The sequence below is a fragment of the Klebsiella sp. PK18 genome, from assembly GCF_057784655.1.
Genome location: NZ_CM173493.1, coordinates 1,342,813 through 1,368,189 on the forward strand (window position 1 = coordinate 1,342,813; position 25,377 = coordinate 1,368,189).

Genomic DNA, 25,377 nt, shown 5'->3' on the forward strand with positions numbered 1-25,377 from the left:
GCGGCGATCCCGCCCGGTTCTCTCCTGACCTAAATCTGTGGTAAACTCTCCGCGTTTTTCTGTAAGCCTATGTTGAGGTCCATCTGAACGCACCGGCACAGCTCTCTTTGCCACTGTATCTTCCTGACGACGAAACCTTCGCAAGTTTCTGGCCGGGTGATAATCCTTCCCTACTTGCTGCCCTCCAGAACGTACTGCGCCAGGAACACAGCGGGTACATTTATATCTGGTCACGTGAAGGGGCAGGTCGCAGCCACCTGTTACACGCCGCCTGCGCCGAGCTTTCCCAGCGCGGGGATGCGGTGGGCTACGTGCCGCTGGATAAACGGACGTGGTTTGTGCCCGAGGTACTGGAGGGGATGGAACAGCTGGCGCTGGTCTGCATTGATAATATTGAATGCGTCGCCGGGGATGAGCCCTGGGAAATGGCCATCTTTAATCTCTACAACCGGATCCTGGAATCAGGCAAAACCCGACTGCTGATCACCGGCGATCGGCCGCCGCGGCAGCTGAATCTTGGTCTGCCGGACCTCGCCTCACGGCTGGACTGGGGGCAGATCTATAAGCTGCAGCCGCTGTCGGATGAAGACAAACTGCAGGCGCTGCAGCTACGCGCCAGACTGCGCGGCTTCGAGATGCCGGAAGACGTGTGCCGCTTCCTGCTGAAGCGGCTGGATCGCGAGATGCGCTCGCTGTTTATGACCCTCGATCAGCTGGATCACGCCTCGATTACCGCCCAGCGCAAGCTGACGATCCCCTTCGTGAAAGAGATCCTTAAGCTCTAGTCCGCCAGTGGGGCCAGCTCCTGCTCCGTCAGTCCGGTCAGATGAGCGACCAGATCGCGCGCCAGGCCACTGTGTAGCATGGCGGCGGCGATACGCTGTGCCTCTTCTTTCCGGCCTTCCTGTCGCCCCTGCGCCAGTCCCCGCTCCAGTCCCTGTTGCTCGAGATATTCCGCAATCGTCATCAACGTCTCCTTATGCTGCGGCGTACGTAACGCCAGTTCGCGTATGAACTTGATCGGCTCGCGCGTATTGCCTGCCTGCACCAGATAGTGCATCAGGGCTTGTACCTGCGATTGTGTCGCCAGTCCAGTCAATAATAATTCGCTCAGCTTGTCGAGGAGCTGCGCCAGATCGCGTTGTCGAATATGTTTTTGCAGTAACTCCAGCGTTGCCATGCGCTGGTGGGTGGCAATGTCGTCATCCGGAATGACGGTAATGTCCGCCAGCGGAAACGCTTCGTGATAAAGACGGCTGGCCAGTTCCGGGGCGGCGAATTCATCGAGCCAGCGTAGAGAGTATGGGTAGGGGCTGGCCAGACCGTGGTAGAAGAGGACAGGGATCACCAGCGGTAGTTGATCGTGACCGGCATCGAGATGACGCTGCATGGCGGCGATGGCATAGCGCATCAGACGAAATGCCATATGCCGGTCGGGCGTGCTCTGGTGTTCGATAAGCGCATAAATATAACCGTCTCCCGCCGTGGTTTTCAGGGAATACAAAATGTCGGCATAAAAGGGGCGCAGATCGTCTTCGACAAAATGCCCCGACTCGAGGTGCAGCGTACGCAGATCGCATACTTTAAGCAGCGTTTCGGGCAGATACAGTTGCAGGAAATCGCGGGCGGTATCGGGATGGGAGAGGTAGGTTTTAAACACCGCGTCATGGGGCGTGGAGGTCGGTTTTTTCATGTTCATCCGCCCAGTGGATTGAGCGATAGATGAACAGTAGCATCGTCCGGCGGGCGGGAGGGATTGGCGTGGAAGATCTGGAATCGGCCACGTAAAAAAAAGCGCCGCGAAAGCGCGGCGCAGGTGGGTTAGCTTACGATCTCAAGGACCTGCTCCGGCGGGCGGCCAATACGCGCCTGGCCGCGGCTGACGACGATAGGGCGTTCAATGAGCTTAGGATTGTCGACCATCGCCTGAATCAGCGCCGCGTCGCTAAGCGCCTGGTCGGCAAGATTGAGCGATTTGTACAGATCCTCCTTCTGGCGCATGAGCTCGCGGGGGCTCTCCATACCCAGCAGCTGCAGCAGCTCACGCAGCGTATCGGCATCCGGCGGTGTGTCGAGATAAAGCACCACCTGTGGATCGATGCCGCGGCTCTGCAGCAGGCTCAGCGTTTCGCGGCTCTTCGAGCAGCGTGGGTTATGGTAAATTGTTACCGCGTCGGTCATGGGGTCTCCTTACATTTTTTGATAGGGGCGGAAGCGGGCCTGCAGATCGCGTAGCTGGTCGATACGGGCATCGTAACGCGCCTGCTGCAGGCTACCAAGTTTCACCTGCGAGCTGGCGCTGCTGAGCAGGGAAATCGCCTGTTCCAGCTGACCGACCAGCGCCATGCTTTCTGCCCGCGCCGCCAGCTCCTGGTCGCGATTGCCCAGCGCGCCTTCCGCCTGGGCCAGCAGATCCCAGCCGTTGCCATCCTCTTTATTGGTAAAGGTATACCGGTTCAGAATGGTCGCCGCTTCCCCGGGCTGTCCGCCCTGCAGTAAGGCGTTGGCCAGGTTCAGCTGCAGTACCGGATTGGTGCGCAGCTCGCGGGCGTTTTTAAGGCGATTGATGGCGTCGCTGGTTTTCTTCTGCCCGAGGTCGATATCCGTGGCCAGGTCGAGATACCAGGCATTTTGCGGGTCGGCGCTGAGCAGCGGCTGCAGCGTTTTGCGTGCCTGGTCAAAGTTGTTGCTTTCCATCGCCAGCAGAGCGCGACCATACTGGGCGGCATGCTGTTGGCGAATATTGCCCTTATCCCAGGCGTTCAGCAGATCGGTGCCCAGCTTGTTGTCGCCGTTGGTGTACATCCCGAGGGTACGCGCCTTCGCCAGATAGAAGTCCGCCGAGGACTGTACCACCACCGGGCGCATCTGGTTGGCGCGGTTACGGGCATCGGCCAGTCGGCTTTCCGGTAGGGGGTGGGTGAGCAACATTTCCGGCGGTCGCGTCGAGTAGCGCGACTCGTCAAGCAGTTTACCCATAAACATCGGCATAGCCTGTGGGTCGAATCCCGAGCGTTGCAGAACCTGAATGCCAATCCGGTCGGCCTCTTCTTCGTTCTGGCGGGTGAAGCTGATCATGCCCTGTTGGGTACCGGCCAGCGTCCCGGTCAGCGCCGCCATCCCGGCCTGCGGGCTGGCCATCGCCAGCAGAATCGAACCCAGGGCACCGACCCAGGTGAGCGGCGCATTGCGCTTCTGATCTTCCATCGCGCGGGCGAGATGCCGCTGCGTAACGTGGGAGATTTCGTGCGCCATGACAGAGGCCAGTTCGCTCTCATTATCAGAGTAGCGGAACAGGGCGGAGTGGAGGACCACGTTGCCGCCAAAGAAGGCGAAGGCGTTGATTTGGTCGTTATTAATCAAATAGAAATGGAACGGGGTGCGCACTGAGTTGGCGTGTGCCACCAGACGCATGCCCAGCCCGTTGATATATTGTACCAGCAGCGGATCGTTAATCAGCGGCGCACTGCCGCGCAGCTGGCGCACATAGTAATCCCCCATCTGCATTTCCTGACCAATCGACAGCGTGCTTCCTGCAGAGGTCCCCATGTCCGGCAGCGTATCTGCGGAGTCAGCAAAAGCAGGGCCTATCGAACCCAGCGTCAGCGAGGCGATGACGGTCGCCACCAGCGTTTTCTTCAACTGCCTGAACATAACCTCTGTCCTGTAATGTGGGTGTGCCAGTTTGACCGATTGTGCGACGCAATGTTCCCTGGCCGCATCCCAGCGAGTTTAGCTGGCGTTGGCCGCCTTGAAAATATGATCTTCACGGCGGAGAACGGTTTGTCTGCGGCGCATCAAAAAGCGAAGTCTTTTTTGTGACATTTCGATACAATTCCCCGGATTGTCGCCGCTTGGCCCTTCAGGGAAGGTTTTATGCTTGAGATGTTAATGCAGTGGTACCGCCGTCGATTCAGCGACCCTGAGGCGATAGCGCTGCTGGTTATTTTGCTTGCCGGTTTCGGCATCATGTTCTTTTTCAGCGGTCTGTTAGCGCCGTTACTGGTGGCTATCGTACTGGCCTATCTGCTGGAGTGGCCGACGGTTCGTCTGGAACGGATTGGCCTGTCGCGCACCTGGGCGACCTCGCTGGTGCTGATTCTCTTTGTGGGCATCCTGCTATTGCTGGCCTTTGTGGTGCTGCCGGTGGCCTGGCAGCAGGGGATCTATCTCATCCGCGATATGCCGGGTATGCTCAACAAACTCTCTGATTTTGCCGCTACGCTGCCGCGGCGCTATCCTGCGTTAATGGATGCCGGCATCATCGATGCGATGGCGGAAAATATGCGCAATCGGATGTTGACGGTGGGCGACTCGGTAGTGAAGTACTCTCTGGCCTCGCTGGTGGGGCTGCTTACCCTGGCGGTCTATTTGGTGCTGGTGCCGCTGATGGTCTTCTTCCTGTTGAAGGATAAAGAGCAGATGCTCAACGCGGTGCGCCGCGTACTGCCGCGTAATCGTGGCCTTGCCGGGCAGGTCTGGAAGGAGATGAATCAGCAGATCACCAACTACATTCGCGGCAAGGTGCTGGAGATGATTGTCGTCAGCGTCGCCACCTGGATCGGCTTTATTCTCTTTGGCCTCAACTACTCGCTGCTGCTGGCGGTGCTGGTGGGCTTCTCGGTGCTGATCCCCTATATCGGCGCGTTTGTGGTGACCATTCCGGTGGTGGGGGTGGCGCTGTTTCAGTTTGGCGCTGGCACCGAGTTCTGGAGCCTGTTCGCGGTCTATCTGATTATTCAGGGGCTGGACGGCAACCTGCTGGTCCCGGTGCTGTTCTCGGAAGCGGTCAATTTACACCCGCTGGTGATTATCCTGTCGGTGGTGATCTTTGGCGGGTTGTGGGGGTTCTGGGGCGTCTTCTTCGCCATTCCGCTGGCCACGCTGATTAAAGCGGTAGTGCATGCCTGGCCGGATGGCCTGGTGGTTGACGACGACTGACGTGTTCGGGATAAAAAAGACGCCGGGTGAGGATCTCCTCCCCCGGCGTCTTGCTCTGCATCAGGCGTTTTCTTTCAGCCAGTTCAGCACCACGTCGTGGTGATTGCTGGTCTTGAAGTCATCAAAGACGTGTTCGATTTTGCCATCGGCATCGACGAGGAAACTAATACGGTGAATACCGTCGTAGGTTTTCCCCATGAAGGATTTTTCGCCCCAGACGCCAAACTGCTCGCAAACCTGATGGTTTTCATCAGACAGCAGCGTGAAGTTCAGCAGCTCTTTCTCGGCGAAACGGGAGAGCTTTTCCGGTTTATCGGTGCTGATGCCCAGCACTTCTACACCGGCTTTCTTCAGGTCGTCCATATTATCGCGCAAGCCGCACGCCTGGACGGTGCAGCCCGGGGTCATGGCTTTCGGGTAAAAATAAACCAGGACACGTTGTCCCTGGAAGTCGGTTAAATTTACTTCCTCGCCGTCCTGGTCCGGTAAGCTAAATTTCGGTGCGATATCACCGGCTTTCAGTGGGGTCATGGGTTAAACTCCATCCTGTTCATCATGCTGTGAATAATTAACGATGTTAATACTGCCTTGTGCGTTCAGTTCTGTACATAGGGCTTTGAATGCTTGTTCGATATTTGCTGCATTTTGCGTCGCAGGACTGTGGGCAGTTATCTGGATAAAAAGCTGCGCGGAATCGCCGTCTCCCGGCTGAGTGCGGGACACCAGTTCCGCAATATTCATATTCCAGGTATCGCACAGGGCAGTGAAGCGCTCGATGATATGCGGTGAGTCCGGCACCTCAACCTGGACCCAAACGGTGTTTGGCATGGCCTGCGGCGGGCGCGCAGTGGTGCGTTTCATCACGATCAACAATTCCAGCTCCGCACCTTTCAGCGGCAGGGTTGATTCGATCAGGTTAATCGCATTCCACGACCCGGAAAGCAGCATGATAAACGTAAACTCATCACCGAGCATGGCCAGCCGGCTGTCTTCGATATTACAACCGCAGCTGCTGACGTGGCGAGTGATCGTATTCACGATGCCGGGACGGTCAGCCCCCAGGGCGGTAATAACCAGATAGTGTTGTAATGAGGCTGTCAAACCTGTTCTTCCTTTAAAAAGGTGAGGTAACATTAGGAAAGCATAAAAAAAACCGCCATACAACATCCCTGATGGCGTCGGGTCTCTTGCTTTTATTGCAGCTCCAAACGTAACATTGAGAATCTTGTCGCACTTCTGCTCTGAGGATGGCCCATGTTCACGGGAAGTATTGTAGCGCTTGTCACGCCGATGGATGAAAACGGTAATGTCTGCCGGACAAGCCTGAAAAAACTGATTGATTACCATGTCGCCAACGGAACCTCGGCGATCGTTTCGGTAGGGACTACCGGTGAATCCGCAACGCTGAGCCATGAAGAGCATGGCGACGTCGTGATGATGACGCTGGAACTGGCCGACGGGCGTATTCCAGTTATCGCTGGCACGGGAGCCAATGCAACCGCAGAGGCGATTAGCCTGACCAAACGTTTTAACGACAGTGGTGTTGTCGGCTGCCTGACGGTCACTCCTTATTATAACCGCCCGACCCAGGAAGGCCTGTTCCAGCACTTTAAAGCTATCGCTGAACATACTGACCTGCCGCAAATTCTGTATAATGTGCCGTCCCGTACCGGTTGCGATATGCTGCCGGAAACCGTTGGCCGTCTGGCGGAAATTAAAAATATTGTCGGTATTAAGGAAGCTACAGGGAACTTAAGTCGCGTTCACCAGATCAAAGAGCTGGTTTCAGACGACTTTATTCTGCTGAGCGGTGACGATGCGACCGGTATGGACTTCATGCAGCTCGGCGGCGTGGGCGTGATTTCCGTCACCGCCAACGTGGCGGCGCGCGAAATGGCCGACATGTGCCGTCTGGCGCTGGCGGGTCAATTTGCCGAAGCGCGTGCGATTAATCAGCGTCTGATGCCACTGCATACAAAATTATTTGTCGAACCCAATCCTATCCCGGTGAAATGGGGATGCAAGGCGTTGGGTCTTGTGGCGACCGATACGCTGCGCTTGCCGATGACGCCCATCACCGACCATGGTCGTGAAGCCGTCACCGCCGCGCTGAAGCATGCCGGTTTGCTGTAAAGTTTAGGGAGATTTGATGGCTTACTCAGTACAGAAGTCGCGCCTGGCGAAGGTTGCGGGTGTTTCGCTGGTTCTACTCCTCGCGGCCTGTAGTTCCGACTCGCGCTATAAGCGTCAGGTGAGCGGTGATGAGGCCTATTTACAGGCGTCACCGTTGAGCGAACTTCACGCGCCGGCGGGGATGATCCTGCCGATTCAGGTGGGCGATTACAACATTCCGGTGGCCAACAGCACCGGCGCGGTGGGCAAAGCGCTGGACATTCGCCCGCCGGCGCAGCCGCTGGCGTTGGTCAGCGGTGCGCGGACCCAGTTTAATGGCGATACCGCGACGCTGATGGTTGAGAACGGCCGCAGCGGCTCGCTGTGGGCGCAGGTCACCAGTATCCTTCAGTCGAAGAACTACGTTATCGCGAAACGCGATGATGCGAGCCAGACGCTGAACACCGACTGGGTTGAGTGGAACCGCCTTGATGAAGATCAGCAGTATCGCGGTCGTTATCAAATCTCCGTCAAACCGCAGGGCTATCAGCAAGCGGTGGTCGTTAAGCTGGTGAATCTGGAGCAGGCGGGTAAACCGGTTGCCGATCCGGCGTCACTGCAGCGCTACAGCACCGCCATGCTGAACGTCATTTCTGAAGGCCTTGATGCGAGCGCCACCAGCGCCCAGAACGCGGCCCAGCGCAGTGCTGGCGCCACCTTCGACGTGCAGAGCGCTGCCGATGACACCGGCCTGCCGATGCTTGTCGTTCGCGCGCCGTTTAACATGGTGTGGCAACGTCTGCCGGGCGCCCTCGAAAAAGTGGGAATGAAAGTGACCGACAGCACGCGCTCTCAGGGCAGCATGGCGCTGACCTACAAGCCGCTGTCTGACAGCAGCTGGCAGGAGCTGGGCGCACGTGACCCGCAGCTGGCCTCCGGTGACTACAAACTGCAGGTCGGTGACCTCGATAACCGCAGTAGCCTGCAGTTCATCGACCCGAAAGGTCACACTCTGACGCAGTCGCAAAATGACGCCCTGGTAGCCGTATTCCAGGCCGCATTTAACAAGTAATCAAAAGGGCTGGAGCAATCCGGCCCTTTTAATATATAGTGACGCAAACGTGTGCGTATACACATCATCCTTCAAATTGCCTCTTTGTTGGCCGCCTTCGTTCACCCCAGTCACTTACTTTTGTAAGCTCCTGGGGATTCGCTCAGTTGCTGCCTCGATGCACTTTGAATGATTTTGTGTATAGGTGGAAACGTATTTTTAGGCTCAATATCACTGGAGTAGTGAAAGATGAAAAAGCAAGCTGAGTTGTATCGTGGTAAGGCGAAGACAGTATACAGCACCGATAATCCGGACCTGCTGGTACTGGAATTCCGTAACGATACGTCAGCAGGTGATGGCGCGCGCATCGAGCAGTTCGATCGTAAAGGCATGGTGAATAACAAGTTCAACCATTTCATTATGAGCAAACTGGCAGAAGCGGGCATCCCTACCCAGATGGAAGCGCTGCTTTCCGATACCGAATGTCTGGTGAAAAAACTGGATATGGTGCCGGTAGAGTGCGTGGTGCGTAACCGTGCGGCAGGCTCGCTGGTAAAACGTTTAGGCATTGAAGAAGGTATCGAGCTGAACCCGCCGCTGTTCGACCTGTTCCTGAAAAACGATGCTATGCACGATCCGATGGTCAACGACTCCTACTGCGAAACCTTCGGCTGGGTGAGCAAAGAGAATCTGGCGCGGATGCGCGAGCTGACCTACAAAGCCAACGACGTGCTGAAAAAGCTGTTCGATGACGCCGGTCTGATTCTGGTGGACTTTAAGCTGGAGTTTGGTCTGTTCAAAGGCGAAGTGGTGCTGGGCGACGAGTTTTCGCCGGACGGCAGCCGCCTGTGGGATAAAAATACCCTCGATAAAATGGACAAAGACCGCTTCCGCCAGAGCCTTGGCGGCCTGATCGAAGCCTACGAAGAAGTGGCTCACCGCCTGGGCGTTAAACTCGACTAACCCGCTCGCCGCCAGAAGATGGCCTCATCTTCTGGCGTCTCTTGCTGTTTCCTGTGGTAATCCTGCGCTGAACCGCCTACGATCTCTGCTATTGATACATAACAGGGAATGAGGTGCTTATGCGCTGGCAAGGGCGTCGCGAAAGCGACAATGTTGAAGATCGACGTGGTCAATCAGGCTCGCCGTTTGGCGGCAGCGGGGGCGGCGGTTTCCGTCTGCCGAGCGGGAAGGGCGGCATTGTACTGCTGATTATTGTGCTGGTGGCGGGCTACTACGGCGTGGATTTGACCGGCATGCTGACCGGGGAGCCGATGCCGCAGCAGCAGACCTCCACGCAGCGCTCCATCAGTCCGAAAGACGATGAAGCGGCGAAGTTTACTTCCGTCATTCTGGCCACCACCGAAGATACCTGGGGACCGATCTTTGAAAAGATGGGCCGCCAGTACCCCCAGCCAAAACTGGTGCTCTACCGCGGCGCGACCCGTACCGGCTGCGGCACCGGTCAGTCGGTGATGGGGCCGTTCTACTGTCCTGCCGACAGCACGGTCTATATCGACCTGTCCTTCTACGATGAGATGAAAAATAAACTGGGCGCCGACGGCGACTTTGCTCAGGGGTACGTCATTGCTCATGAGGTGGGCCACCACGTGCAAAAACTGCTGGGCATTGAGCCGAAAGTTCGCCAGCAACAGCAGCATGCCACCGAGGCCGAAGCCAACCGTCTGTCGGTGAAGATGGAGCTGCAGGCGGACTGCTTCGCCGGCGTCTGGGGCCATAATATGCAGCAGCAGGATATTCTGGAAACCGGCGATCTGCAGGAGGCGCTGAACGCTGCCGAAGCCATCGGCGACGACCGTCTGCAGCAGCAGAGCCAGGGGCGCGTGGTACCGGACAGCTTTACCCACGGCACGTCAAAACAGCGCTACACCTGGTTCAAACGCGGTTTCGACAGCGGCGATCCGGCGCAGTGCAATACCTTCGGCAGCGCGCTGTAATCGCCACCGATGATGGACGCGCTGCTTGACCTCACCGCGCAGATGGCGCGGGAGGGGATCCGTCGCCTGCTGGTGCTCAGCGGCGATGAGGCCTGGACGCTGCAGCAGGCGCAGGCGCTACGGGAGCGGCTCGGCGGCGATGGTCTGTGGGTAGGCTCCGATCCGGTTTCTGCGCCCTGCGTGGCGCCTGGCGCCCTGAAGACGCTGCTGGGGCGGGAAGTGATGCACGCCTTTTTCGATGCCCGGCGCGGGTGTGACGTGGCGGCCCTGGCGGCCCTGAGCGGTACGCTGCGGGCGGGAAGCTGGCTGGTGCTGCTGACGCCCCCCTTCGCCGACTGGCCGACCCGGGCGGATGAGGACTCCCTGCGCTGGAGCGATACTCCCGACCCTATCGTTACCCCCAACTTTGTTCACCGCTGCTGCCGGCAGTTTATCGCCGATCCGGAGGTGCTGCTCTGGCAGCAGTCGGACCGGCCGCGCTTCCCGCTGGCCGCCCCCCGCCCTGACTGGCATCCCGCCGATGGCCACCCCCAGGCCGAGCAGGCGCTAATCCTTGAGCAACTGTTGCGGCTGCCGCCCGGTATCGCGGCGGTGACGGCAGAGCGCGGGCGAGGGAAATCCGCTCTCGCGGGCATGCTGCTGCGCCAGCTTGAGGGCGAGGCCATCGTCACCGCCCCAACGCGTAGCGCCGTCGAGGTGCTGGCGAGCTTTGCCGGCGAGGCGTTCCGCTTTATGGCGCCCGATGCGCTGTTGGCGTCGCAAGAAACGGCGGCCTGGCTGATTGTCGATGAGGCCGCGTCGATCCCGGCTCCGCTTCTCCGGCAGCTGGTAAGCCGTTTTCCCCGCACGCTACTCACCACGACGGTGCAGGGTTATGAAGGCACCGGTCGCGGATTCCTGCTGAAATTTTGCGCCAGCCTGCCCCGTCTGCAGTCGTTCAGCCTGAGCGCCCCGATCCGCTGGGCGGCGGGCTGTCCGCTGGAGTCAGCCATCCGTCAGTTGCTGATCTTTAACGATGAGGCATTTCGCGACGCGCCGACGGGGGAGGTGGTGCTGGAAGCGGTTAATCAGTCCTGCTGGCAATCGCAGCCAGCGCTACCGGAGGCGATGTACCAGCTATTGTCCGGGGCGCACTACCGGACTTCCCCGCTCGATCTGCGGCGCATGATGGATGCCCCCGGCCAGGCTTTTCGCTGCGCTCGCGCCAGCGGCGCGGTGGCGGGCGCGCTGTGGCTGGTGGCCGAGGGGGGACTTTCTCCCGAACTTAGCCGGGCGGTGTGGGCAGGGTTTCGCCGGCCGCGCGGGAATCTGGTCGCCCAGTCGCTGGCGGCGCATGGCGGCAGTCCCCTGGCGGCGACGCTGTCCGGGCTGCGGGTCAGTCGGATCGCTGTCCATCCTGCCCGTCAGCGCGATGGTCTCGGGCAGAAGATGATCGCCAGTATCGCCGCCGATGCCGCAGGCTATGACTATCTGTCCATCAGCTTCGGCTATACCCCTGAGCTGTGGCGCTTCTGGCAACGCTGCGGGTTTATCCTCGTGCGGCTGGGAACCCATCGCGAGGCCAGCAGCGGCTGCTATACCGCGATGGCTCTGTTCCCGCTGACTGCAGCGGGGCACCAGCTCGCGCAGCGGGAGGCGCAGCGGCTGCTGCGGGATGAATATTGGCTTCGCCCGTGGCGGGACGAATCCGCGCCGCTGCCAGCCGTCGCAGACGCTATGCTTAGTGATGAGGACTGGCTGGAAGCGGCGAGCTTTGCTTTCGCCCATCGCCCGCTGGCCGCGGCGCTGGGCTGCCTCAACCGCCTGCTGATGCAGGTCGACATGCCGTTACCGGCCCTGCGCAGGCGTCTGCAGGGAGAAGAGGAAGCCGCGCTGTGCGCTGCGCTGCGGCTGACGGGGCGTAAAGCCCTGCTGGCGAGATGGCGTCAGGAGGCCGCTGACGCCTTATGCTTCCTCGATGCAGCGCGTGCTGAGGCACTGCGTCAGCAGGTGGCGCATCTGCAATTTTTTTAACTAACTCATTCAGTTAAATGACATGGTCATATCTGGCGAGCGGCGTAAACTGCCCGCATACACTAAGGAGACAGCCATGAAACACGATCATTTTATTGTTCAAAGCCCTGCGACGCCTGCGCAACAGCTGTTGCTGCTGTTTCATGGTGTGGGTGATAACCCGGTCTCTATGGGGCAAATCGGCAGCTGGTTCGCGCCGCAGTTTCCCGATGCGCTGATCGTCAGTATCGGCGGGGTGGAACCTTGCGGTCCCAACGGTCGGCAGTGGTTTTCGGTGCAGGGAGTGACGGAAGAGAATCGTCAGCAGCGCATCGATGCCATTATGCCGACCTTCATTGACATTGTGCGCTACTGGCAAGAGAAAAGCGGCGTCAGTCCACTGGCCACCGCGCTGATCGGTTTCTCTCAGGGGGCGATTATGTCGCTGGAGAGTATCAAAGCGGCGCCAGATCTGGCTTCAAGAGTGATCGCCTTTAATGGCCGCTACGCGACGCTGCCGATGACGGCAACGACGGCCACCACCATTCATCTGATCCACGGGGGGGAAGATCGGGTTATCGACCTGGCGTGGGCGGTGTCGGCTCAGGAGGCATTACAGCAGGCGGGCGGCGACGTGACCTTAGATATTGTTGACGATCTGGGGCATGCCATTGACGATCGCAGCATGCAGTTTGCGATCGAGCGTCTGCGTTATACCGTGCCGAAGCACTATTTTGATGAGGCGCTGAGCGGCAGTACGCCAAAAGGGGACGATATCATCGAAATGCTGTAACCCCGGCGGACGGGGTTACAGGCGGGCAGTACCGCGATAAAGGCAAACTTACGGTTTCTTCGACTGGTCGTGCTTTGGCCAGTCGTCGTCATCGTCCCATTTATCGTTAAAATCGCGGTGCGGCGGCAGATCGGGTTTGTTGTTAAGGAATTTTTTGTGGTCAACGCGGTTCAGATCTTTGATCACGTTGATAATCACCCCCACCAAAAAGACCAGAACCAGAATCCACCAGTGTTTAATAAGCCATTCCATGCGCGCTTCCTCTTTACGTCAATTCGTCAGGCGACCAGCTGTTCCATTACGCGTTGATACATCCGTGCCAGCAGCTGCAGGTCGGCGGCGTTCACACATTCATTAATTTTGTGAATGGTTGCGTTCACGGGGCCCAGCTCAACCACCTGCGCCCCCATGCGGGCGATAAACCGACCGTCAGAGGTGCCGCCGTTGGTCAACAGCTGCGGTTTGATCTCATTATAGTGCTCAATTGCGCTCACCACCGCATCCACCAGTTTACCGCGCCCGGTGAGGAACGGCTGGCCGGAGAGCCACCATTCCACGCTGTAACGCAGCTGGTATTTTTCCAGCAGGGAGACCACGCGGGCTTTGATCATCTCGTCCGTCAGTTCCGTACTGAAGCGGAAGTTGAACTGGACGAACATATCGCCGGGGATCACGTTGTTGCTGCCGGTACCGGACTGTACGTTGGCGATCTGCATACTGGTTGGCGGGAAAAATTCATTGCCTTTATCCCACTCGATATTGACCAGCTCCGCCAGCATCGGCGCCGCGCGATGGACAGGGTTATCGGCAAGGTGCGGATAGGCAACATGGCCCTGCACGCCGTGAATGGTCAGGTTGCAGGTCAGCGAGCCGCGGCGGCCGTTTTTCACCACATCGCCGACCACCTCGGTACTGGAGGGTTCGCCGACCAGACAGTAGTCCAGACGCTCATTACGCGCCATCAGCGTTTCCACCACTTTGACGGTGCCGTTTTTGGCGCTGGCCTCTTCATCTGAGGTGATCAAGAACGCCAGTCTGCCGCGATGATTCGGGTACTGCGCGACAAAACGTTCCGCCGCCACCACCATCGCCGCCAGCGAGCCTTTCATATCAGCTGCGCCGCGGCCGAACAGCATGCCGTCGCGGATGGTCGGTTCGAACGGGGGGTTGATCCAGCGGTCGGCATCGCCTGCCGGGACCACGTCGGTGTGGCCGGCGAAGGCCAGCGTCTCGCCGTGGCCGCGCCAGGCCCAGAAATTCTGTGTATCGCCGAAATCCATCGGTTCAACGGTAAAGCCGATCGCACGCAGGCGTTCAATCATTAACGCCTGGCATCCCGCATCATCGGGGCTAAGGGAAGGGCGGCGAATAAGCTGCTGAGCCAGCTCAATGACCGGGCAAGACATAGACTATACCTCGTTAAACTGCTGATAACTTGCTTCACTAAAACCCAGCAGCATAGGACGACCGGGCGCACAGAGCAATGGGCGTTTGATAATCGCCGGCATTTCCAGCATCAATGCGGCGGCGGCGTCGGCATTATCGATGCTGTTGCGCAGCGACTCGTCGAGTTTGCGCCAGGTGGTGCCGCGGGTGTTCAGCAGCGCCTGCCAGCCCAGTTCGGCAATAAAGGTATCCAGTTGCGCGCGGTCAAGGCCATCGGCGCGGTAGTCATGAAACTGATACGCAATCTGATGCGCTTCCAGCCAGCGACGGGCTTTTTTAATGGTATCGCAGTTTTTAATTCCGTACATGGTGAGCATAGATAAACCTTTCACATTCAATTAAGCGGTTAACTCAGATATTTCCGAATATATAAGTCTTACTGAAATAATACGTGATTCAGATGAATAAATATAACTTTTTACCGGGTATCTCATTCAATTGACGGCGTGGTGAAATTTTGCTCATTCGCGGAAGTGATGTGAGGCTATTAACAATATTGCGAAAATGTTGCCTGAGAGTGCTCTGCGTCACATAATTTTTACATACGAAACGGCATAGTGGCGGCAACCAGAGGTTTTATCTCTGTCAGACGTCCACAAGACAATCAGAGCAATAGGGGAGCCCAACTTCCCATCAGCAATGAAGTTATATAGAATCGACCATAATAATAAGAGAGGCTATTATGATTGAACATGAACTGGGGAACTGGAAAGATTTTATTGAAGGCATGCTTCGTAAATAAATTTCCGCAATGTGAGCAGGGGAATAACGCGAAGTAAATAAGCGCGTCATCGTTCTGAACACATAAAGAAGGCGACCTTAAGGGTCGCCTTTTCTGTTATTAAGGCTCGCCGCCAACGCCCGACGGCTTATTGCGGACGCTCCTTCAGCGGAAAGCGACGGCGTACCAGCACAAAGAACAGCGGCACGAAAAAGATGGCCAGCACGGTGGCGGAGATCATCCCGCCCATCACCCCGGTACCGACCGCATGCTGGCTGCCGGAACCGGCCCCGGTGCTGGTCGCCATCGGCAGCACGCCGAAGATAAACGCCAACGAGGTCATCAGGATGGGGCGCAGGCGCTGACGGCAGGCCGACAGCGTGGCGCTGAGCAGATCCTGGCCTTTCTCGTTCAGCTCGTTGGCGAACTCAACGATCAGAATGGCGTTTTTCGCCGACAGGCCGATCACCGTTAACAGGCCCACCTGGAAGTAAACATCATTCTCCAGGCCGCGCACCCAGGTCGCCAGCAGGGCGCCAATCACCCCGAGCGGGACCACCAGCATCACCGAGAACGGCACCGACCAGCTCTCGTACAGCGCCGCCAGGCACAGGAACACCACCAGCAGCGAAATCGCGTACAGTGCCGGCGCCTGAGCGCCAGAGAGGCGTTCCTGGTAGGACATGGCGGTCCATTCGAGGCCAAAGCCGGTTGGCAACTGCGCGGCCAGCTTCTCCATCATGTCCATCGCGGTGCCGGTACTGATACCCGGCGCCGCCTCACCAACGATCTCCACCGCCGAGTAGCCATTGTAGCGTTCCAGCCGCGGCGAGCCGGTCTCCCAGCGCGAGGTGGCGAAGGCCGAGAACGGCACCATCGTGCCGCTGCTGTTGCGGACATACCAGAGATTGATATCGTCTGGCAGCATCCGGTATTTCGCCGCTGCCTGGACGTAGACTTTCTTCACCCGGCCGCGATCCATAAAGTCGTTGACGTAGCTCGACCCCCACGCGGTTTGCAGCGTATCGTTGATGTCGTCAATGGAGACGCCCAGCGCCTGCGCTTTACGCTGATCGATATCGACCTGCAACTGCGGACTGTCGTCGAGCCCGTTATGGCGGACCCGGGTCAACAGTGGGTTTTTGCCGGCCAGCTCAAGCAGCGTATCGCGTGCCGCCATCAGCGCATCGTGCCCCTTACCGGCGTGATCCTCAAGCTCCATATCGAAGCCTGCCGAACTGCCGAGGCCGCTGATGGCCGGCGGGCTGCTGGCGATGACCCGCGCTTCGTTGATCTGATTAAACGCTTTGGTGGCGCGTTCAATAATGGCAAAGGAGGAGCCGGTTTCCGGGTCGCGCTGGTCCCAGTCTTTGAGACGCACAAACATGCGGGCCACGTTCTGCCCGTTGCCGCCGGGGCCGGAACCGACGGTGGCAAATACCGATTCGACGTTCTGCTTCTCATTATTGAGGAAGTAATCTTCCGCTTTTTGCACTACTTTCAGCGTCTGCTGCTGAGTAGCGCCGCTCGGCAACTGGACCGAGGTGGTGAACATCCCGCGATCCTCCAGCGGCAGGAACGAGGTGGGCAGATGCAGGAACAGGAACACCATCCCGCCGAGCAGGACGACGTAGATCAGCATCCAGCGCAGCGAGCGGTGAAGAATTTTGCCGACAAAGGTTTCGTAGCGGCTGGCGCTGCGGTTGAAGGTGCGGTTGAACCAGCCGAAGAAGCCTTTTCTTTCATGGGATTCACCTGGCTTAACCGGCTTGAGCAGCGTGGCGCAAAGGGCCGGGGTGAGGATCATGGCCACCAGCACCGAGAGGACCATCGCCGCGACGATAGTGATTGAGAACTGGCGATAGATGGCCCCGGTGGTGCCGCCGAAGAAGGCCATTGGCACAAACACCGCCGACAGCACCATGGCGATCCCCACCAGCGCGCCCTGAATTTGTCCCATCGATTTGCGGGTCGCCTCGCGTGGCGACAGGCCCTCCTCGCTCATGATGCGCTCGACGTTCTCCACCACCACGATGGCGTCATCCACCAGCAGGCCGATCGCCAGCACCATCGCGAACATCGTCAGGGTGTTGATGCTGTAGCCACAGGCATACAGCACCGCAAAGGTGCCCATCAGCACCACCGGCACGGCGATGGTCGGGATCAGGGTGGCGCGGAAGTTCTGCAGGAACAGATACATCACGAGGAAGACCAGCAGGATCGCCTCCAGCAGCGTTTTGACCACATCAGTGATGGAGGCCTTTACGAAGGAGGTCGTCTCGTAGGCGACTTTATATTCCAGACCGTGAGGAAAATACTGCGACAGCTCATTGAGGCGATTGATCACGCGCTCCGCCGTGGCCATTTCGTTGGCGCCGGAAGCAAGCTTAATTCCCAGGCCCGAAGCGGCCTGCCGGTTGTAGCGGCTGAGGTAGTCGTACTTCTCCGCCCCCATCTCGACGGTGGCGACATCGCCCAGCGTCACCTCTGAACCATCCTGATTGACGCGCAGGGTGATATTGCGGAACTGCTCCGGGGTTTGTAGCAGAGATTGCGAGTTGATGGTGGCGTTCAGCGCCTGCTTATCGACCGAAGGCGTCCCGCCAAGCTGGCCGACGGCAATCTGGGCGTTCTGCGAACTGATGGCGTCGGTCACATCCTTGGTGGTCAGCTGGTAGCTATTGAGCTTCGCCGGGTCGAGCCAGATGCGCATTGAGTATTGCGAGCCGTAGGCGTCGATATCCCCCACGCCGTTGACGCGGCTGAGCGGGTCCTGAATGTTACTGGCGACGTAGTCGGCAATATCTTGTTTATCCATGCTGCCGTCGGTGGAGACGAAGGCGAGGGTCAGGATATTGGTGTCGCCGGTTTTGCGCACCGTCACCCCCTGGTTTTGCACTGCCTGCGGCAGTTTACGCATCGCCGACTGCAGCTGGTTCTGAACCTGCTGCACGGCTTCGTCCGGGTCGGTACCGGCGGTGAAGCTGAGGGTGATCGTCGCCTGGCCAGTGGCGCTGCTCTGGGATGACATATACATCAGGTTATCGAGGCCGGTCATATTCTGTTCGATAACCTGGGTGACGGTATTCTCCAGGGTTTGCGCGGAGGCGCCGGGATAGTTGGCGGTGATCCGCACGTTCGGCGGGGCGAGGTCGGGATACTGTTCAACGGGAAGCGACAAAATGGCAAGGGTGCCCGTCAGACATAACAGGATTGCCAGCACCCACGCAAAAATGGGGCGATCGATAAAGAAATTCGCCATCAGAATAAAGACCTCATATGCACATTTTTTTGTTATTGCACAGCCTGTGCCACTTTAGCGCCAGCGCCTCCGGCAATCGTGGAGAAATTAAGGAGATAGTGTAATTTATCATGTTGCTTTTGCCGTATCGTAAAGAAACCTCGAACTTTCCTGCCAGCAGGCAGTGAGCCTGCTTTGCAGCCTCAGACAGGCGCATTATCCCTTGCCGGTGTGAAACCTCATTTCATTTAAGTCAAAAAAATTGATCCAAAACGGATTCTCTCCAGAAAAAGTTTATCCTGGGCATTTGGACATTGTTCCGGCGCCGTCTTGTCGGGTAATAAATAGTCATGCGCATTGAGGGGTTATTCACCAAAAAGACAAAAGGAAGCCATGAACCACTTTATTTTGAGCGATAGTCGAAAATGTATCGGCTGCCAGGCCTGCGAAGTGGCCTGCGTAATGGCGCATAACGAGGAGCAACACGTGCTGACCCCGCAGCGCTTTTTACCTCGTATCACCGTCATCAAAGCGGCGGGCCAGCGTAACGCTATCACCTGCCGCCACTGTGAAGACGCCCCCTGCGTCCGCAGTTGCCCCAACGACGCCATTGCCCAGTCCGGCGACAGCGTTCAGGTCAGTCAGGAGAAATGCATTGGCTGTAAATCCTGCATGGTGGCCTGCCCGTTCGGGGTGATGCAGGTGGTGGTGACGCCGCAGGCTGCGGGCCTGGTAAAGGCCAGCGCGCAGAAATGCGATCTGTGCCAGGGCCGCGAAGCGGGACCGGCCTGTGTGGAAAACTGTCCCGCGCAGGCACTGACCCTCGCCGACGATGAGACGTTGACCGCGCTGGCGAAGCAGCGGCGACTGCGCTCGGCATGCCAGGAGGTGCAGCCGTGGCAGCGCGGTACGCTGACCTGCAGCCAGCCCAATGTTGGCGCGAAGGTCAGGCAAATGGCGATGACGCCGCCGCGCGGGGAGCCGGATAAGCTGGCGGCGGAGGCGCGTAAGAGCCACTTTGAGGAGATCTATCAGCCGTTCACCCCGGCGCAGGCGCAGCAGCAGGCCGCCCGCTGCCTCACGTGTGGGGAACACAGTATTTGCGAATGGACCTGCCCGCTGCATAACCATATCCCGCAGTGGGTCGAGCTGGTTAAGGCGGGGGATATCGCCGCCGCGGTCGCGCTTTCCCATCAGACCAACTGCCTGCCGGAGATCACCGGTCGCGTCTGCCCCCAGGACCGGCTGTGTGAAGGTGCCTGCACCCTGCGCGATGAAAGCGGCGCAGTCACCATCGGCAACATTGAGCGCTATATTTCCGACCAGGCGCTGGCCAGCGGCTGGCGTCCGGACCTCTCGCAGGTTAAGCCGAGCGGTAAGCGGGTGGCGATTATCGGCGCCGGGCCGGCCGGGCTGGCCTGCGCCGATGTGCTGGTGCGTCACGGCGTCCAGCCGGTGGTTTTTGACCGTCATCCGGAGATTGGCGGTCTGCTGACCTTCGGCATCCCGGCGTTCAAGCTGGATAAATCGCTGCTGGCCCGGCGGCGGGCCATTTTCAGCGAGATGGGTATCCGCTTTGAGCTCAATTGCGAGGTGGGGAAAGATATCCCCATGGCGACGCTGCTGGCCGACTATGACGCGGTGTTCGTCGGCGCCGGAACCTATCGCTCCATGAAGGCGGGGTTGCCGAACGAAGAGGCCCCCGGCGTTTACGATGCGCTGCCGTTCCTCATTGCCAACACCAAACAGGTGATGGGGCTGGCGGCATCGGCTCAGGAGCCTTATATCAACACTGCCGGGCTGAACGTCGTCGTGCTGGGCGGCGGCGATACAGCGATGGACTGCGTGCGCACCGCGCTGCGTCACGGCGCCCGCCAGGTGACCTGCGCCTATCGGCGGGATGAAGCCAACATGCCGGGCTCGAAAAAAGAGGTCAAAAACGCCCGCGAAGAGGGGGCGGTCTTTGAGTTTAACGTCCAGCCGGTGACCCTGGAGCTGGACGAAAGCGGGCGAGTGAACGGGGTACGCTTTTTGCGCACCGAGCTGGGCGCCCCGGACGCGGGAGGAAGACGCCGCCCGACGCCGATCCCCGGCAGTGAGTTTGTTATGCCGGCGGATGCGGTGATCATGGCCTTTGGCTTCCACCCGCACCGCATGCCCTGGCTGGAAGCGGCGGGCGTGGCGCTGGACAGCCAGGGGCGCATCAAAGCCGGCGTCGAGAGCCGTTACCGTTACCAGACCAGTCAGGAGAAGATCTTTGCCGGCGGCGATGCCGTGCGCGGCGCAGACCTTGTAGTGACGGCGATGGCGGAAGGCCGTCACGCGGCGCAGGGGATTTTGGACTATCTGGCGCTGAAAACGACGCCGCTTCACTGACGACAAACCCGGCCCCGCAGCGTAGTATGAGGGCGTCCTTTTACGCTGTGGGGTCGGTATGTCACTCAATATTCACGTCATTAAAGATAAAATCCTCTCTGAGAACTGGTTCGTACTACGCAACATGACTTATGAGCTAACGCGGGCGGACGGCAGCGTCGTGCGCCATAAGCGCGAAGTCTACGATCGCGGCAATGGCGCCACCGTACTGCTGTATAACCGCCATAAGCAGACGGTGGTCCTGGTGCGGCAGTTCCGGGTCGCCACCTGGGTCAATGGCAATCATGACGGCATGCTGATTGAAACCTGCGCCGGGCTGCTGGACAACGACGAGCCGGAAGCCTGCATTCGTAAAGAGGCGGTGGAAGAGACCGGCTACGAAGTGGGCGAGGTGCGTAAGCTGTTTGAGCTGTTTATGTCGCCAGGGGGCGTCACCGAAGTGGTGCATTTCTTTATCGCCGAGTACAGCGACGCGCAGCGAACCACCAGCGGCGGCGGGGTGGATGATGAAGCCATCGAGGTGCTGGAGCTGCCTTTTAGCCAGGCGCTGCAGATGGTCGCTGACGGTGAGATCCGCGACGGTAAGGCGGTCATCCTGCTGCAGTATCTGCAAACCTCCGGCCTGATGTCGGGGAACTCTGACAAATCCGATTGAGTAAGCGGCTGCCGTTGTCCAGGATAGGCGCCGTGGTCGGGTTTATCTGGGGTCGGGCGGTTCATGCTTTTTCGCATCATTTTTTTCCTCTTTCTGGCGGTGCTGCCTTGCTCGCAGGCATGGTCGGCACCGACGCAGCAGCGCTTCAACGACTGGCAGGTCACCTGTAACAACCAAAATTTCTGCGTCACCCGTAACGTGGGGCTGCATTATGGGCTGGTGATGACCCTCAGCCGCAGCGCCGGAGCAGTGACTGACGCCAGCCTGCGTATCGAACTGGGGGGCACCGGTAATCCGGTGGCGACGCTAGCGCCGATAGCGCCGCGCCTGCTGCTGGATGGCAAACCGGTGTCCCTGACCGACAAGCGCTGGCACATTGAAGATAAGCTCATTAAAACCGCCGACAGCGTGACGATCGATGCATTTCTCCAGCAGGTTCAGGAGGGGAAAGCTCTCTCGCTGGCCAATGGCCTGCAGAGCATCTCCCTGCAGGGGTTGAAAGCGGCTCTGTTTTTTATCGACGATCGGCAAAAGCGGGTAGGCAGTGAAACGGCCTGGGTCGGCAAAGGGGAAGAGCCGCCGCTCAGCGTACCGCCGGCCCCGGCGCTGCGCGCAGTGGCGACCGCGGAAACAGCGCAGTCGCCGCTGGGGCGTGAGGAGCTCAACGATCTGATGGACTACGGTAATGAGCGGATGACCAACAGCAACTGCTCCCTCGATCCCTTCCGCCGTGAAATTCGCGTTACTGCGCTGACGGATGACAAAGTGCTGCTGATGACCAGCTGCGAATCCGGCGCGTACAACACCGTCTGGCTGGCCTGGCTGGTCTCCCGCCAGCGGCCCTATGTTGCCCGTCAGGTGCGGCTGACGCTGCCGTTTCAGCCACCGGGCGAGGCACCGCGGGAGATCGAGCTTATCAACGCCAGCTACGATGATCGCCGCCATGAGCTGGTGACCCTGGATAAAGGCCGCGAGGCCGGCGATTGCGGGATCCAGACCCGCTGGCGTTTTGACGGCCAGCGGTTCAGTCTCTCCCGCTACGCGCAGCAGCCGACGTGTGATAACTGGCAGGGGCCAGACGCCTGGCCCACGCTGTGGATCACCCGTTAAGCACCTGCTCCGCGGTGGCGACGATATGGTCGACCGTAAAGCCAAAGAACGGAAACAGCTGCTCTGCCGGGGCGGATTCGCCATAGCCGGTCATGCCGACGATCTTGCCTTTTAAGCCGACATATTTATACCAGTAGTCCGCTATCCCGGCCTCGACCGCCACCCGGGCGCTGACGTCCGACGGCAGCACCGACTCGCGCCAGGCCTCATCCTGGGCATCAAACACATCGGTGGAAGGGAGCGAGACGACCCGCACATTCACCCCGTTCGCCAACAGTTTTTCTGCGGCCAGCACAGTGATCTCCACTTCCGAGCCGGTGGCGATGAGGATCAGGTCGGGCTTCCCGCCGGCATCTTTCAGCACGTAGCCTCCCCGGGCAATAGCCTGCACCTGTTCCGGGGTGCGCGGCATCTGCGCCAGGTTTTGCCGCGACAGGATCAGCGCCGTTGGTCCGTTCTGGCGCGCAATGGCCGCCTGCCAGGCGACGGCGGTCTCCACCTGGTCGCAGGGGCGCCAGGTGCTGAAGTTCGGCGTCAGACGCAGACTGGCCAGCTGTTCCACCGCCTGGTGCGTCGGGCCATCTTCCCCGAGACCGATGGAGTCATGGGTATAGACCATGATCTGCCGGGCCTTCATCAGGGCCGCCATGCGCGCGGCGTTGCGGGCGTACTCCACGAACATCAGGAAGGTAGAGGTATACGGAATGAAGCCCCCGTGCAGGGCGATGCCGTTGGCCACCGCGGTCATGCCAAATTCGCGCACGCCGTAGTGGATATAGTTGCCCGCAGGATCGTCTTTAATCGATGTCGAGCCAGACCAGATGGTCAGGTTACTCGGCGCAAGATCCGCCGAACCGCCCAGCAGTTCCGGGAGATGCGGGCCGTAGGCGTTCAGCGCGTTTTGCGAGGCCTTGCGGCTGGCGATTTTCGCCGGCTCGGCCTGCAGTTTCGCCACGTAGTCGCGGGCGGTCGCGGCAAAGTCTTCCGGCAGGGTGCCATCCATGCGGCGAGTCAGCTCAGCGGCCAGCTCCGGAAACTGCTGCTGGTAGGCGGCGAATTTCTCGTTCCAGGCGTGCTCGGCTTTTTCGCCGCGCGGACGCGCATCCCAGCCCTGATAGATCTCTTTCGGGATCTCGAAGGGCGGATATTTCCAGCCCAGCTGCTGGCGGGCCAGGGCCACCTCTTTTTCGCCCAGCGCCGCGCCGTGAGACTCTTCCGACCCCGCTTTGTTGGGCGAACCGAAGCCGATGATGGTCCGACAGATAATCAGCGACGGCTTATCTTTCACCGCCTGCGCTTCCGCAATGGCCTGTTTAATGGCCTGCGGATCGTGACCATCAATGTCACCGATCACATGCCAGTGATAGGCGCGGAAGCGTTCGGCCGTATCATCGGAAAACCAGCCTTCAGTTTTGCCGTCGATGGAGATGCCGTTGTGATCGTAAAAACCGATCAGCTTACCCAGTCCGAGCGTACCGGCCAGCGAACAGGCCTCATGGGAGATCCCCTCCATCAGACAGCCATCGCCCATGAAAACCCAGGTGTGATGGTCGATAATCTCATGACCGGGGCGGTTAAACTGTGCCGCCAGGGTGCGTTCGGCGATGGCCATGCCGACGGCATTCGCCAGCCCCTGGCCCAGCGGGCCGGTGGTGGTCTCCACCCCGGGGGTATAGCCATGCTCCGGGTGGCCCGGCGTTTTTGAGTGCAACTGACGGAACTGCTTGAGTTCTGACAGCGGCAGATCGTAGCCGGTCAGGTGCAACAGGCTGTAGAGCAGCATCGACGCGTGGCCGTTGGACAGAATAAAGCGGTCGCGGTCCACCCAGCCAGGGTTCTGCGGATTGTGCTTGAGAAAATCGTTCCACAGCACTTCGGCAATGTCTGCCATCCCCATTGGCGCACCGGGGTGGCCGGAATTGGCTTTCTGCACCGCGTCCATACTCAGGGCGCGGATGGCGTTGGCAAGCTCTCTTCGGGACATAGTTTTCTCCGTGAGACTAAAGTGACAGTTTGGCGGCAAGCAGATCTTCCAGTTTGCGCTGATCGACGGCGAACAGGCGGATCCCCTCCGCCAGCTTTTCGACCGCCATCGGGTCCTGATTATGTTCCCAGCGGAACTCCGCCTCGCTGAGCGGCACCGGGCGCGGCAGGATCTGGCTGGCAGGGATCAGTTTGCGCACCACCGGGGCGTCGCTGGCCTGCAGCTCTTTTAACAAGGGCGGGGCGATGGTCAGCCGGTCGCAGCCGACCAGGGCGAGGATCTGTTCGGTGCGGCGGAAGCTGGCGCCCATCACGATGGTGGTGTATTTATGCTGTTTGAAGTAGTCATAGATATTGCGCACCGATTTCACCCCCGGATCTTCCTCCACCACGTAAGGATCCAGCGGCTTACGCGCCTGATACCAGTCATAAATACGCCCGACGAAAGGGGAGATCAGATAGACCCCGGCTTCGGCGCAGGCCCGGGCCTGGGCGAAGGAAAACAGCAGCGTCAGGTTGCAGTGGATGCCTTCTTTTTCCAGCGTCTCGGCGGCGCGGATCCCCTCCCAGGTGGATGCCAGTTTGATCAGGATCCGCGACTTATCAATGCCCATCTCCTGATACAGCGCCACCAGATGGCGCGCCTTCTCGATGCTCTTCTCCCGGTTGAAGGAGAGCCGGGCGTCCACCTCGGTGGAGACCCGGCCCGGAATGCTTTTGAGGATCTCCGCGCCAAAATTGACCGCCAGCTTATCGCAGGCGTGAGTCACCTGCGCTTCACGGCCGCCTCCTTGCTTTTTCGCCCAGGCGATGGCGTCGTCAATGAGTCCGCTATAGGACGCCAGGCCGGCGGCCTTCAGCAGCAGGGAGGGGTTAGTGGTGGCATCTTCCGGATGATAGTGGCGAATGGATTCGATGTCGCCGCTGTCGGCGACCACGGTGGTGAACTGCTTGATGCTGTCTAGCTGATTCATAGATAAGTCCTCCTGGAACAAGGT

24 protein-coding genes are annotated in these 25,377 nt (G+C 59.2%); 13 read left to right on the forward strand and 11 right to left on the reverse strand.

The genetic code is table 11. The annotated features are described in order from the left end of the window. Positions 1-83 precede the first annotated feature (83 nt). On the forward strand, positions 84-785 hold the full coding sequence (locus tag AC3EMD_RS06585; protein ID WP_020947395.1) for a DnaA inactivator Hda: 702 nt from the start codon (positions 84-86) through the stop codon (positions 783-785). On the opposite strand, the gene AC3EMD_RS06590 is transcribed toward AC3EMD_RS06585, so the two are convergent. The 3 genes from AC3EMD_RS06590 to bepA form a co-directional block, all read right to left on the reverse strand. Further along, complete coding sequence (locus tag AC3EMD_RS06590) at positions 782-1,693, reverse strand: Rpn family recombination-promoting nuclease/putative transposase (protein ID WP_012967455.1); 912 nt, start codon at positions 1,691-1,693, stop codon at positions 782-784. The genes AC3EMD_RS06585 and AC3EMD_RS06590 overlap by 4 nt on opposite strands. A gap of 128 nt (positions 1,694-1,821) precedes the next feature. Beyond that, positions 1,822-2,181, reverse strand: coding sequence for an arsenate reductase (glutaredoxin) (gene arsC / locus AC3EMD_RS06595; protein ID WP_008803830.1), 360 nt, complete (start codon positions 2,179-2,181; stop codon positions 1,822-1,824). A 9-nt stretch (positions 2,182-2,190) separates the two neighbouring features. Then, complete coding sequence (gene bepA, locus AC3EMD_RS06600) at positions 2,191-3,654, reverse strand: beta-barrel assembly-enhancing protease (protein ID WP_008803831.1); 1,464 nt, start codon at positions 3,652-3,654, stop codon at positions 2,191-2,193. 51 nt (positions 3,655-3,705) lie between these two features. Between bepA and AC3EMD_RS06605 the strand changes: the two genes are divergently transcribed. Both AC3EMD_RS06605 and AC3EMD_RS06610 read left to right on the forward strand, forming a co-directional pair. Next, positions 3,706-3,822 carry a hypothetical protein gene (locus AC3EMD_RS06605; RefSeq protein WP_012540910.1) on the forward strand — a complete coding sequence of 39 codons (117 nt, stop codon included), beginning with the start codon at positions 3,706-3,708 and terminating at the stop codon, positions 3,820-3,822. A 54-nt stretch (positions 3,823-3,876) separates the two neighbouring features. Beyond that, complete coding sequence (locus AC3EMD_RS06610; protein WP_008803832.1) at positions 3,877-4,941, forward strand: AI-2E family transporter; 1,065 nt, start codon at positions 3,877-3,879, stop codon at positions 4,939-4,941. 60 nt (positions 4,942-5,001) lie between these two features. Here AC3EMD_RS06610 and bcp read toward each other — a convergent pair whose 3' ends face one another. Continuing rightward, the gene (bcp, locus tag AC3EMD_RS06615) at positions 5,002-5,472 is read right to left on the reverse strand and encodes a thioredoxin-dependent thiol peroxidase (protein ID WP_008803833.1); all 471 of its coding nucleotides are present in this window, start codon (positions 5,470-5,472) and stop codon (positions 5,002-5,004) included. A 3-nt stretch (positions 5,473-5,475) separates the two neighbouring features. Then, positions 5,476-6,042, reverse strand: a complete 567-nt coding sequence (locus AC3EMD_RS06620) for a glycine cleavage system transcriptional repressor (RefSeq protein ID WP_002913804.1) — start codon at positions 6,040-6,042, stop codon at positions 5,476-5,478. Between the two features lie 153 nt (positions 6,043-6,195). On the opposite strand from AC3EMD_RS06620, the gene dapA reads away from it, so the two are divergent. The 6 genes from dapA (at position 6,196) to ypfH (ending at position 12,847) form a co-directional block, all read left to right on the forward strand. After that, positions 6,196-7,074: a 4-hydroxy-tetrahydrodipicolinate synthase gene (dapA, locus tag AC3EMD_RS06625; RefSeq protein ID WP_002913803.1), complete on the forward strand. Its 879-nt coding sequence runs from the start codon at positions 6,196-6,198 to the stop codon at positions 7,072-7,074. 16 nt (positions 7,075-7,090) lie between these two features. Next, positions 7,091-8,125 carry an outer membrane protein assembly factor BamC gene (gene bamC, locus AC3EMD_RS06630; protein WP_008803834.1) on the forward strand — a complete coding sequence of 345 codons (1,035 nt, stop codon included), beginning with the start codon at positions 7,091-7,093 and terminating at the stop codon, positions 8,123-8,125. A gap of 228 nt (positions 8,126-8,353) precedes the next feature. Beyond that, positions 8,354-9,067 (forward strand): phosphoribosylaminoimidazolesuccinocarboxamide synthase, encoded by a 714-nt coding sequence (purC, locus tag AC3EMD_RS06635; RefSeq protein ID WP_002913801.1) that lies wholly within the window; start codon positions 8,354-8,356, stop codon positions 9,065-9,067. Positions 9,068-9,186: 119 nt separating this feature from the next. Continuing rightward, positions 9,187-10,062: a KPN_02809 family neutral zinc metallopeptidase gene (ypfJ, locus tag AC3EMD_RS06640; protein ID WP_012540912.1), complete on the forward strand. Its 876-nt coding sequence runs from the start codon at positions 9,187-9,189 to the stop codon at positions 10,060-10,062. Positions 10,063-10,071: 9 nt separating this feature from the next. After that, positions 10,072-12,075, forward strand: coding sequence for a tRNA(Met) cytidine acetyltransferase TmcA (locus tag AC3EMD_RS06645; RefSeq protein WP_302073994.1), 2,004 nt, complete (start codon positions 10,072-10,074; stop codon positions 12,073-12,075). Positions 12,076-12,151: 76 nt separating this feature from the next. Beyond that, on the forward strand, positions 12,152-12,847 hold the full coding sequence (gene ypfH / locus AC3EMD_RS06650; RefSeq protein ID WP_008803836.1) for an esterase: 696 nt from the start codon (positions 12,152-12,154) through the stop codon (positions 12,845-12,847). A gap of 48 nt (positions 12,848-12,895) precedes the next feature. On the opposite strand, the gene AC3EMD_RS06655 is transcribed toward ypfH, so the two are convergent. The 3 genes from AC3EMD_RS06655 to AC3EMD_RS06665 are packed head-to-tail and all read right to left on the reverse strand — an operon-like array spanning position 12,896 to position 14,610. Continuing rightward, entirely contained in the window at positions 12,896-13,099 is a 204-nt protein-coding gene (locus AC3EMD_RS06655; RefSeq protein WP_002913768.1) for a YpfN family protein, read from the reverse strand. Between the two features lie 26 nt (positions 13,100-13,125). Then, positions 13,126-14,253, reverse strand: a complete 1,128-nt coding sequence (gene dapE / locus AC3EMD_RS06660) for a succinyl-diaminopimelate desuccinylase (RefSeq protein WP_012540914.1) — start codon at positions 14,251-14,253, stop codon at positions 13,126-13,128. Positions 14,254-14,256: 3 nt separating this feature from the next. Continuing rightward, positions 14,257-14,610, reverse strand: coding sequence for an ArsC family reductase (locus AC3EMD_RS06665; RefSeq protein ID WP_008803838.1), 354 nt, complete (start codon positions 14,608-14,610; stop codon positions 14,257-14,259). Positions 14,611-14,975: 365 nt separating this feature from the next. On the opposite strand from AC3EMD_RS06665, the gene ypfM reads away from it, so the two are divergent. Beyond that, positions 14,976-15,035, forward strand: a complete 60-nt coding sequence (ypfM, locus tag AC3EMD_RS06670; RefSeq protein WP_100181659.1) for a protein YpfM — start codon at positions 14,976-14,978, stop codon at positions 15,033-15,035. Between the two features lie 127 nt (positions 15,036-15,162). On the opposite strand, the gene acrD is transcribed toward ypfM, so the two are convergent. Beyond that, entirely contained in the window at positions 15,163-18,276 is a 3,114-nt protein-coding gene (acrD, locus tag AC3EMD_RS06675; RefSeq protein WP_008803839.1) for a multidrug efflux RND transporter permease AcrD, read from the reverse strand. A gap of 372 nt (positions 18,277-18,648) precedes the next feature. Between acrD and aegA the strand changes: the two genes are divergently transcribed. From aegA to AC3EMD_RS06690, 3 genes are all read left to right on the forward strand, one after another. Further along, a complete protein-coding gene (gene aegA / locus AC3EMD_RS06680; protein ID WP_064144465.1) occupies positions 18,649-20,631 on the forward strand; it encodes a formate-dependent uric acid utilization protein AegA in 1,983 nt (660 codons plus the stop codon). Between the two features lie 58 nt (positions 20,632-20,689). Then, the gene (gene nudK / locus AC3EMD_RS06685; RefSeq protein WP_002913754.1) at positions 20,690-21,286 is read left to right on the forward strand and encodes a GDP-mannose pyrophosphatase NudK; all 597 of its coding nucleotides are present in this window, start codon (positions 20,690-20,692) and stop codon (positions 21,284-21,286) included. A gap of 63 nt (positions 21,287-21,349) precedes the next feature. After that, entirely contained in the window at positions 21,350-22,396 is a 1,047-nt protein-coding gene (locus AC3EMD_RS06690) for a DUF1176 domain-containing protein (protein ID WP_008803841.1), read from the forward strand. Here AC3EMD_RS06690 and tkt read toward each other — a convergent pair. Together tkt and tal are read right to left on the reverse strand one after the other, a co-directional pair. Continuing rightward, positions 22,386-24,380 (reverse strand): transketolase, encoded by a 1,995-nt coding sequence (gene tkt / locus AC3EMD_RS06695; RefSeq protein WP_008803842.1) that lies wholly within the window; start codon positions 24,378-24,380, stop codon positions 22,386-22,388. The genes AC3EMD_RS06690 and tkt overlap by 11 nt on opposite strands. A gap of 16 nt (positions 24,381-24,396) precedes the next feature. After that, on the reverse strand, positions 24,397-25,353 hold the full coding sequence (gene tal, locus AC3EMD_RS06700; protein ID WP_008803843.1) for a transaldolase: 957 nt from the start codon (positions 25,351-25,353) through the stop codon (positions 24,397-24,399). Between the last annotated feature and the right edge of the window lie 24 nt (positions 25,354-25,377).

Excerpts from the sequence above, each read along its gene's own strand:
- AC3EMD_RS06590 (WP_012967455.1), bottom strand. The coding sequence starts at position 1,693 with ATGAAAAAACCGACCTCCACGCCCCATGACGCGGTGTTTAAAACCTAC.
- arsC (WP_008803830.1), bottom strand. The coding sequence starts at position 2,181 with ATGACCGACGCGGTAACAATTTACCATAACCCACGCTGCTCGAAGAGC.
- bepA (WP_008803831.1), bottom strand. The coding sequence starts at position 3,654 with ATGTTCAGGCAGTTGAAGAAAACGCTGGTGGCGACCGTCATCGCCTCG.
- AC3EMD_RS06605 (WP_012540910.1), top strand. The coding sequence starts at position 3,706 with ATGTTCCCTGGCCGCATCCCAGCGAGTTTAGCTGGCGTTGGCCGCCTT.
- AC3EMD_RS06610 (WP_008803832.1), top strand. The coding sequence starts at position 3,877 with ATGCTTGAGATGTTAATGCAGTGGTACCGCCGTCGATTCAGCGACCCT.
- bcp (WP_008803833.1), bottom strand. The coding sequence starts at position 5,472 with ATGACCCCACTGAAAGCCGGTGATATCGCACCGAAATTTAGCTTACCG.
- dapA (WP_002913803.1), top strand. The coding sequence starts at position 6,196 with ATGTTCACGGGAAGTATTGTAGCGCTTGTCACGCCGATGGATGAAAAC.
- bamC (WP_008803834.1), top strand. The coding sequence starts at position 7,091 with ATGGCTTACTCAGTACAGAAGTCGCGCCTGGCGAAGGTTGCGGGTGTT.
- purC (WP_002913801.1), top strand. The coding sequence starts at position 8,354 with ATGAAAAAGCAAGCTGAGTTGTATCGTGGTAAGGCGAAGACAGTATAC.
- ypfJ (WP_012540912.1), top strand. The coding sequence starts at position 9,187 with ATGCGCTGGCAAGGGCGTCGCGAAAGCGACAATGTTGAAGATCGACGT.
- AC3EMD_RS06645 (WP_302073994.1), top strand. The coding sequence starts at position 10,072 with ATGATGGACGCGCTGCTTGACCTCACCGCGCAGATGGCGCGGGAGGGG.
- ypfH (WP_008803836.1), top strand. The coding sequence starts at position 12,152 with ATGAAACACGATCATTTTATTGTTCAAAGCCCTGCGACGCCTGCGCAA.
- AC3EMD_RS06655 (WP_002913768.1), bottom strand. The coding sequence starts at position 13,099 with ATGGAATGGCTTATTAAACACTGGTGGATTCTGGTTCTGGTCTTTTTG.
- dapE (WP_012540914.1), bottom strand. The coding sequence starts at position 14,253 with ATGTCTTGCCCGGTCATTGAGCTGGCTCAGCAGCTTATTCGCCGCCCT.
- AC3EMD_RS06665 (WP_008803838.1), bottom strand. The coding sequence starts at position 14,610 with ATGCTCACCATGTACGGAATTAAAAACTGCGATACCATTAAAAAAGCC.
- acrD (WP_008803839.1), bottom strand. The coding sequence starts at position 18,276 with ATGGCGAATTTCTTTATCGATCGCCCCATTTTTGCGTGGGTGCTGGCA.
- aegA (WP_064144465.1), top strand. The coding sequence starts at position 18,649 with ATGAACCACTTTATTTTGAGCGATAGTCGAAAATGTATCGGCTGCCAG.
- nudK (WP_002913754.1), top strand. The coding sequence starts at position 20,690 with ATGTCACTCAATATTCACGTCATTAAAGATAAAATCCTCTCTGAGAAC.
- AC3EMD_RS06690 (WP_008803841.1), top strand. The coding sequence starts at position 21,350 with ATGCTTTTTCGCATCATTTTTTTCCTCTTTCTGGCGGTGCTGCCTTGC.
- tkt (WP_008803842.1), bottom strand. The coding sequence starts at position 24,380 with ATGTCCCGAAGAGAGCTTGCCAACGCCATCCGCGCCCTGAGTATGGAC.
- tal (WP_008803843.1), bottom strand. The coding sequence starts at position 25,353 with ATGAATCAGCTAGACAGCATCAAGCAGTTCACCACCGTGGTCGCCGAC.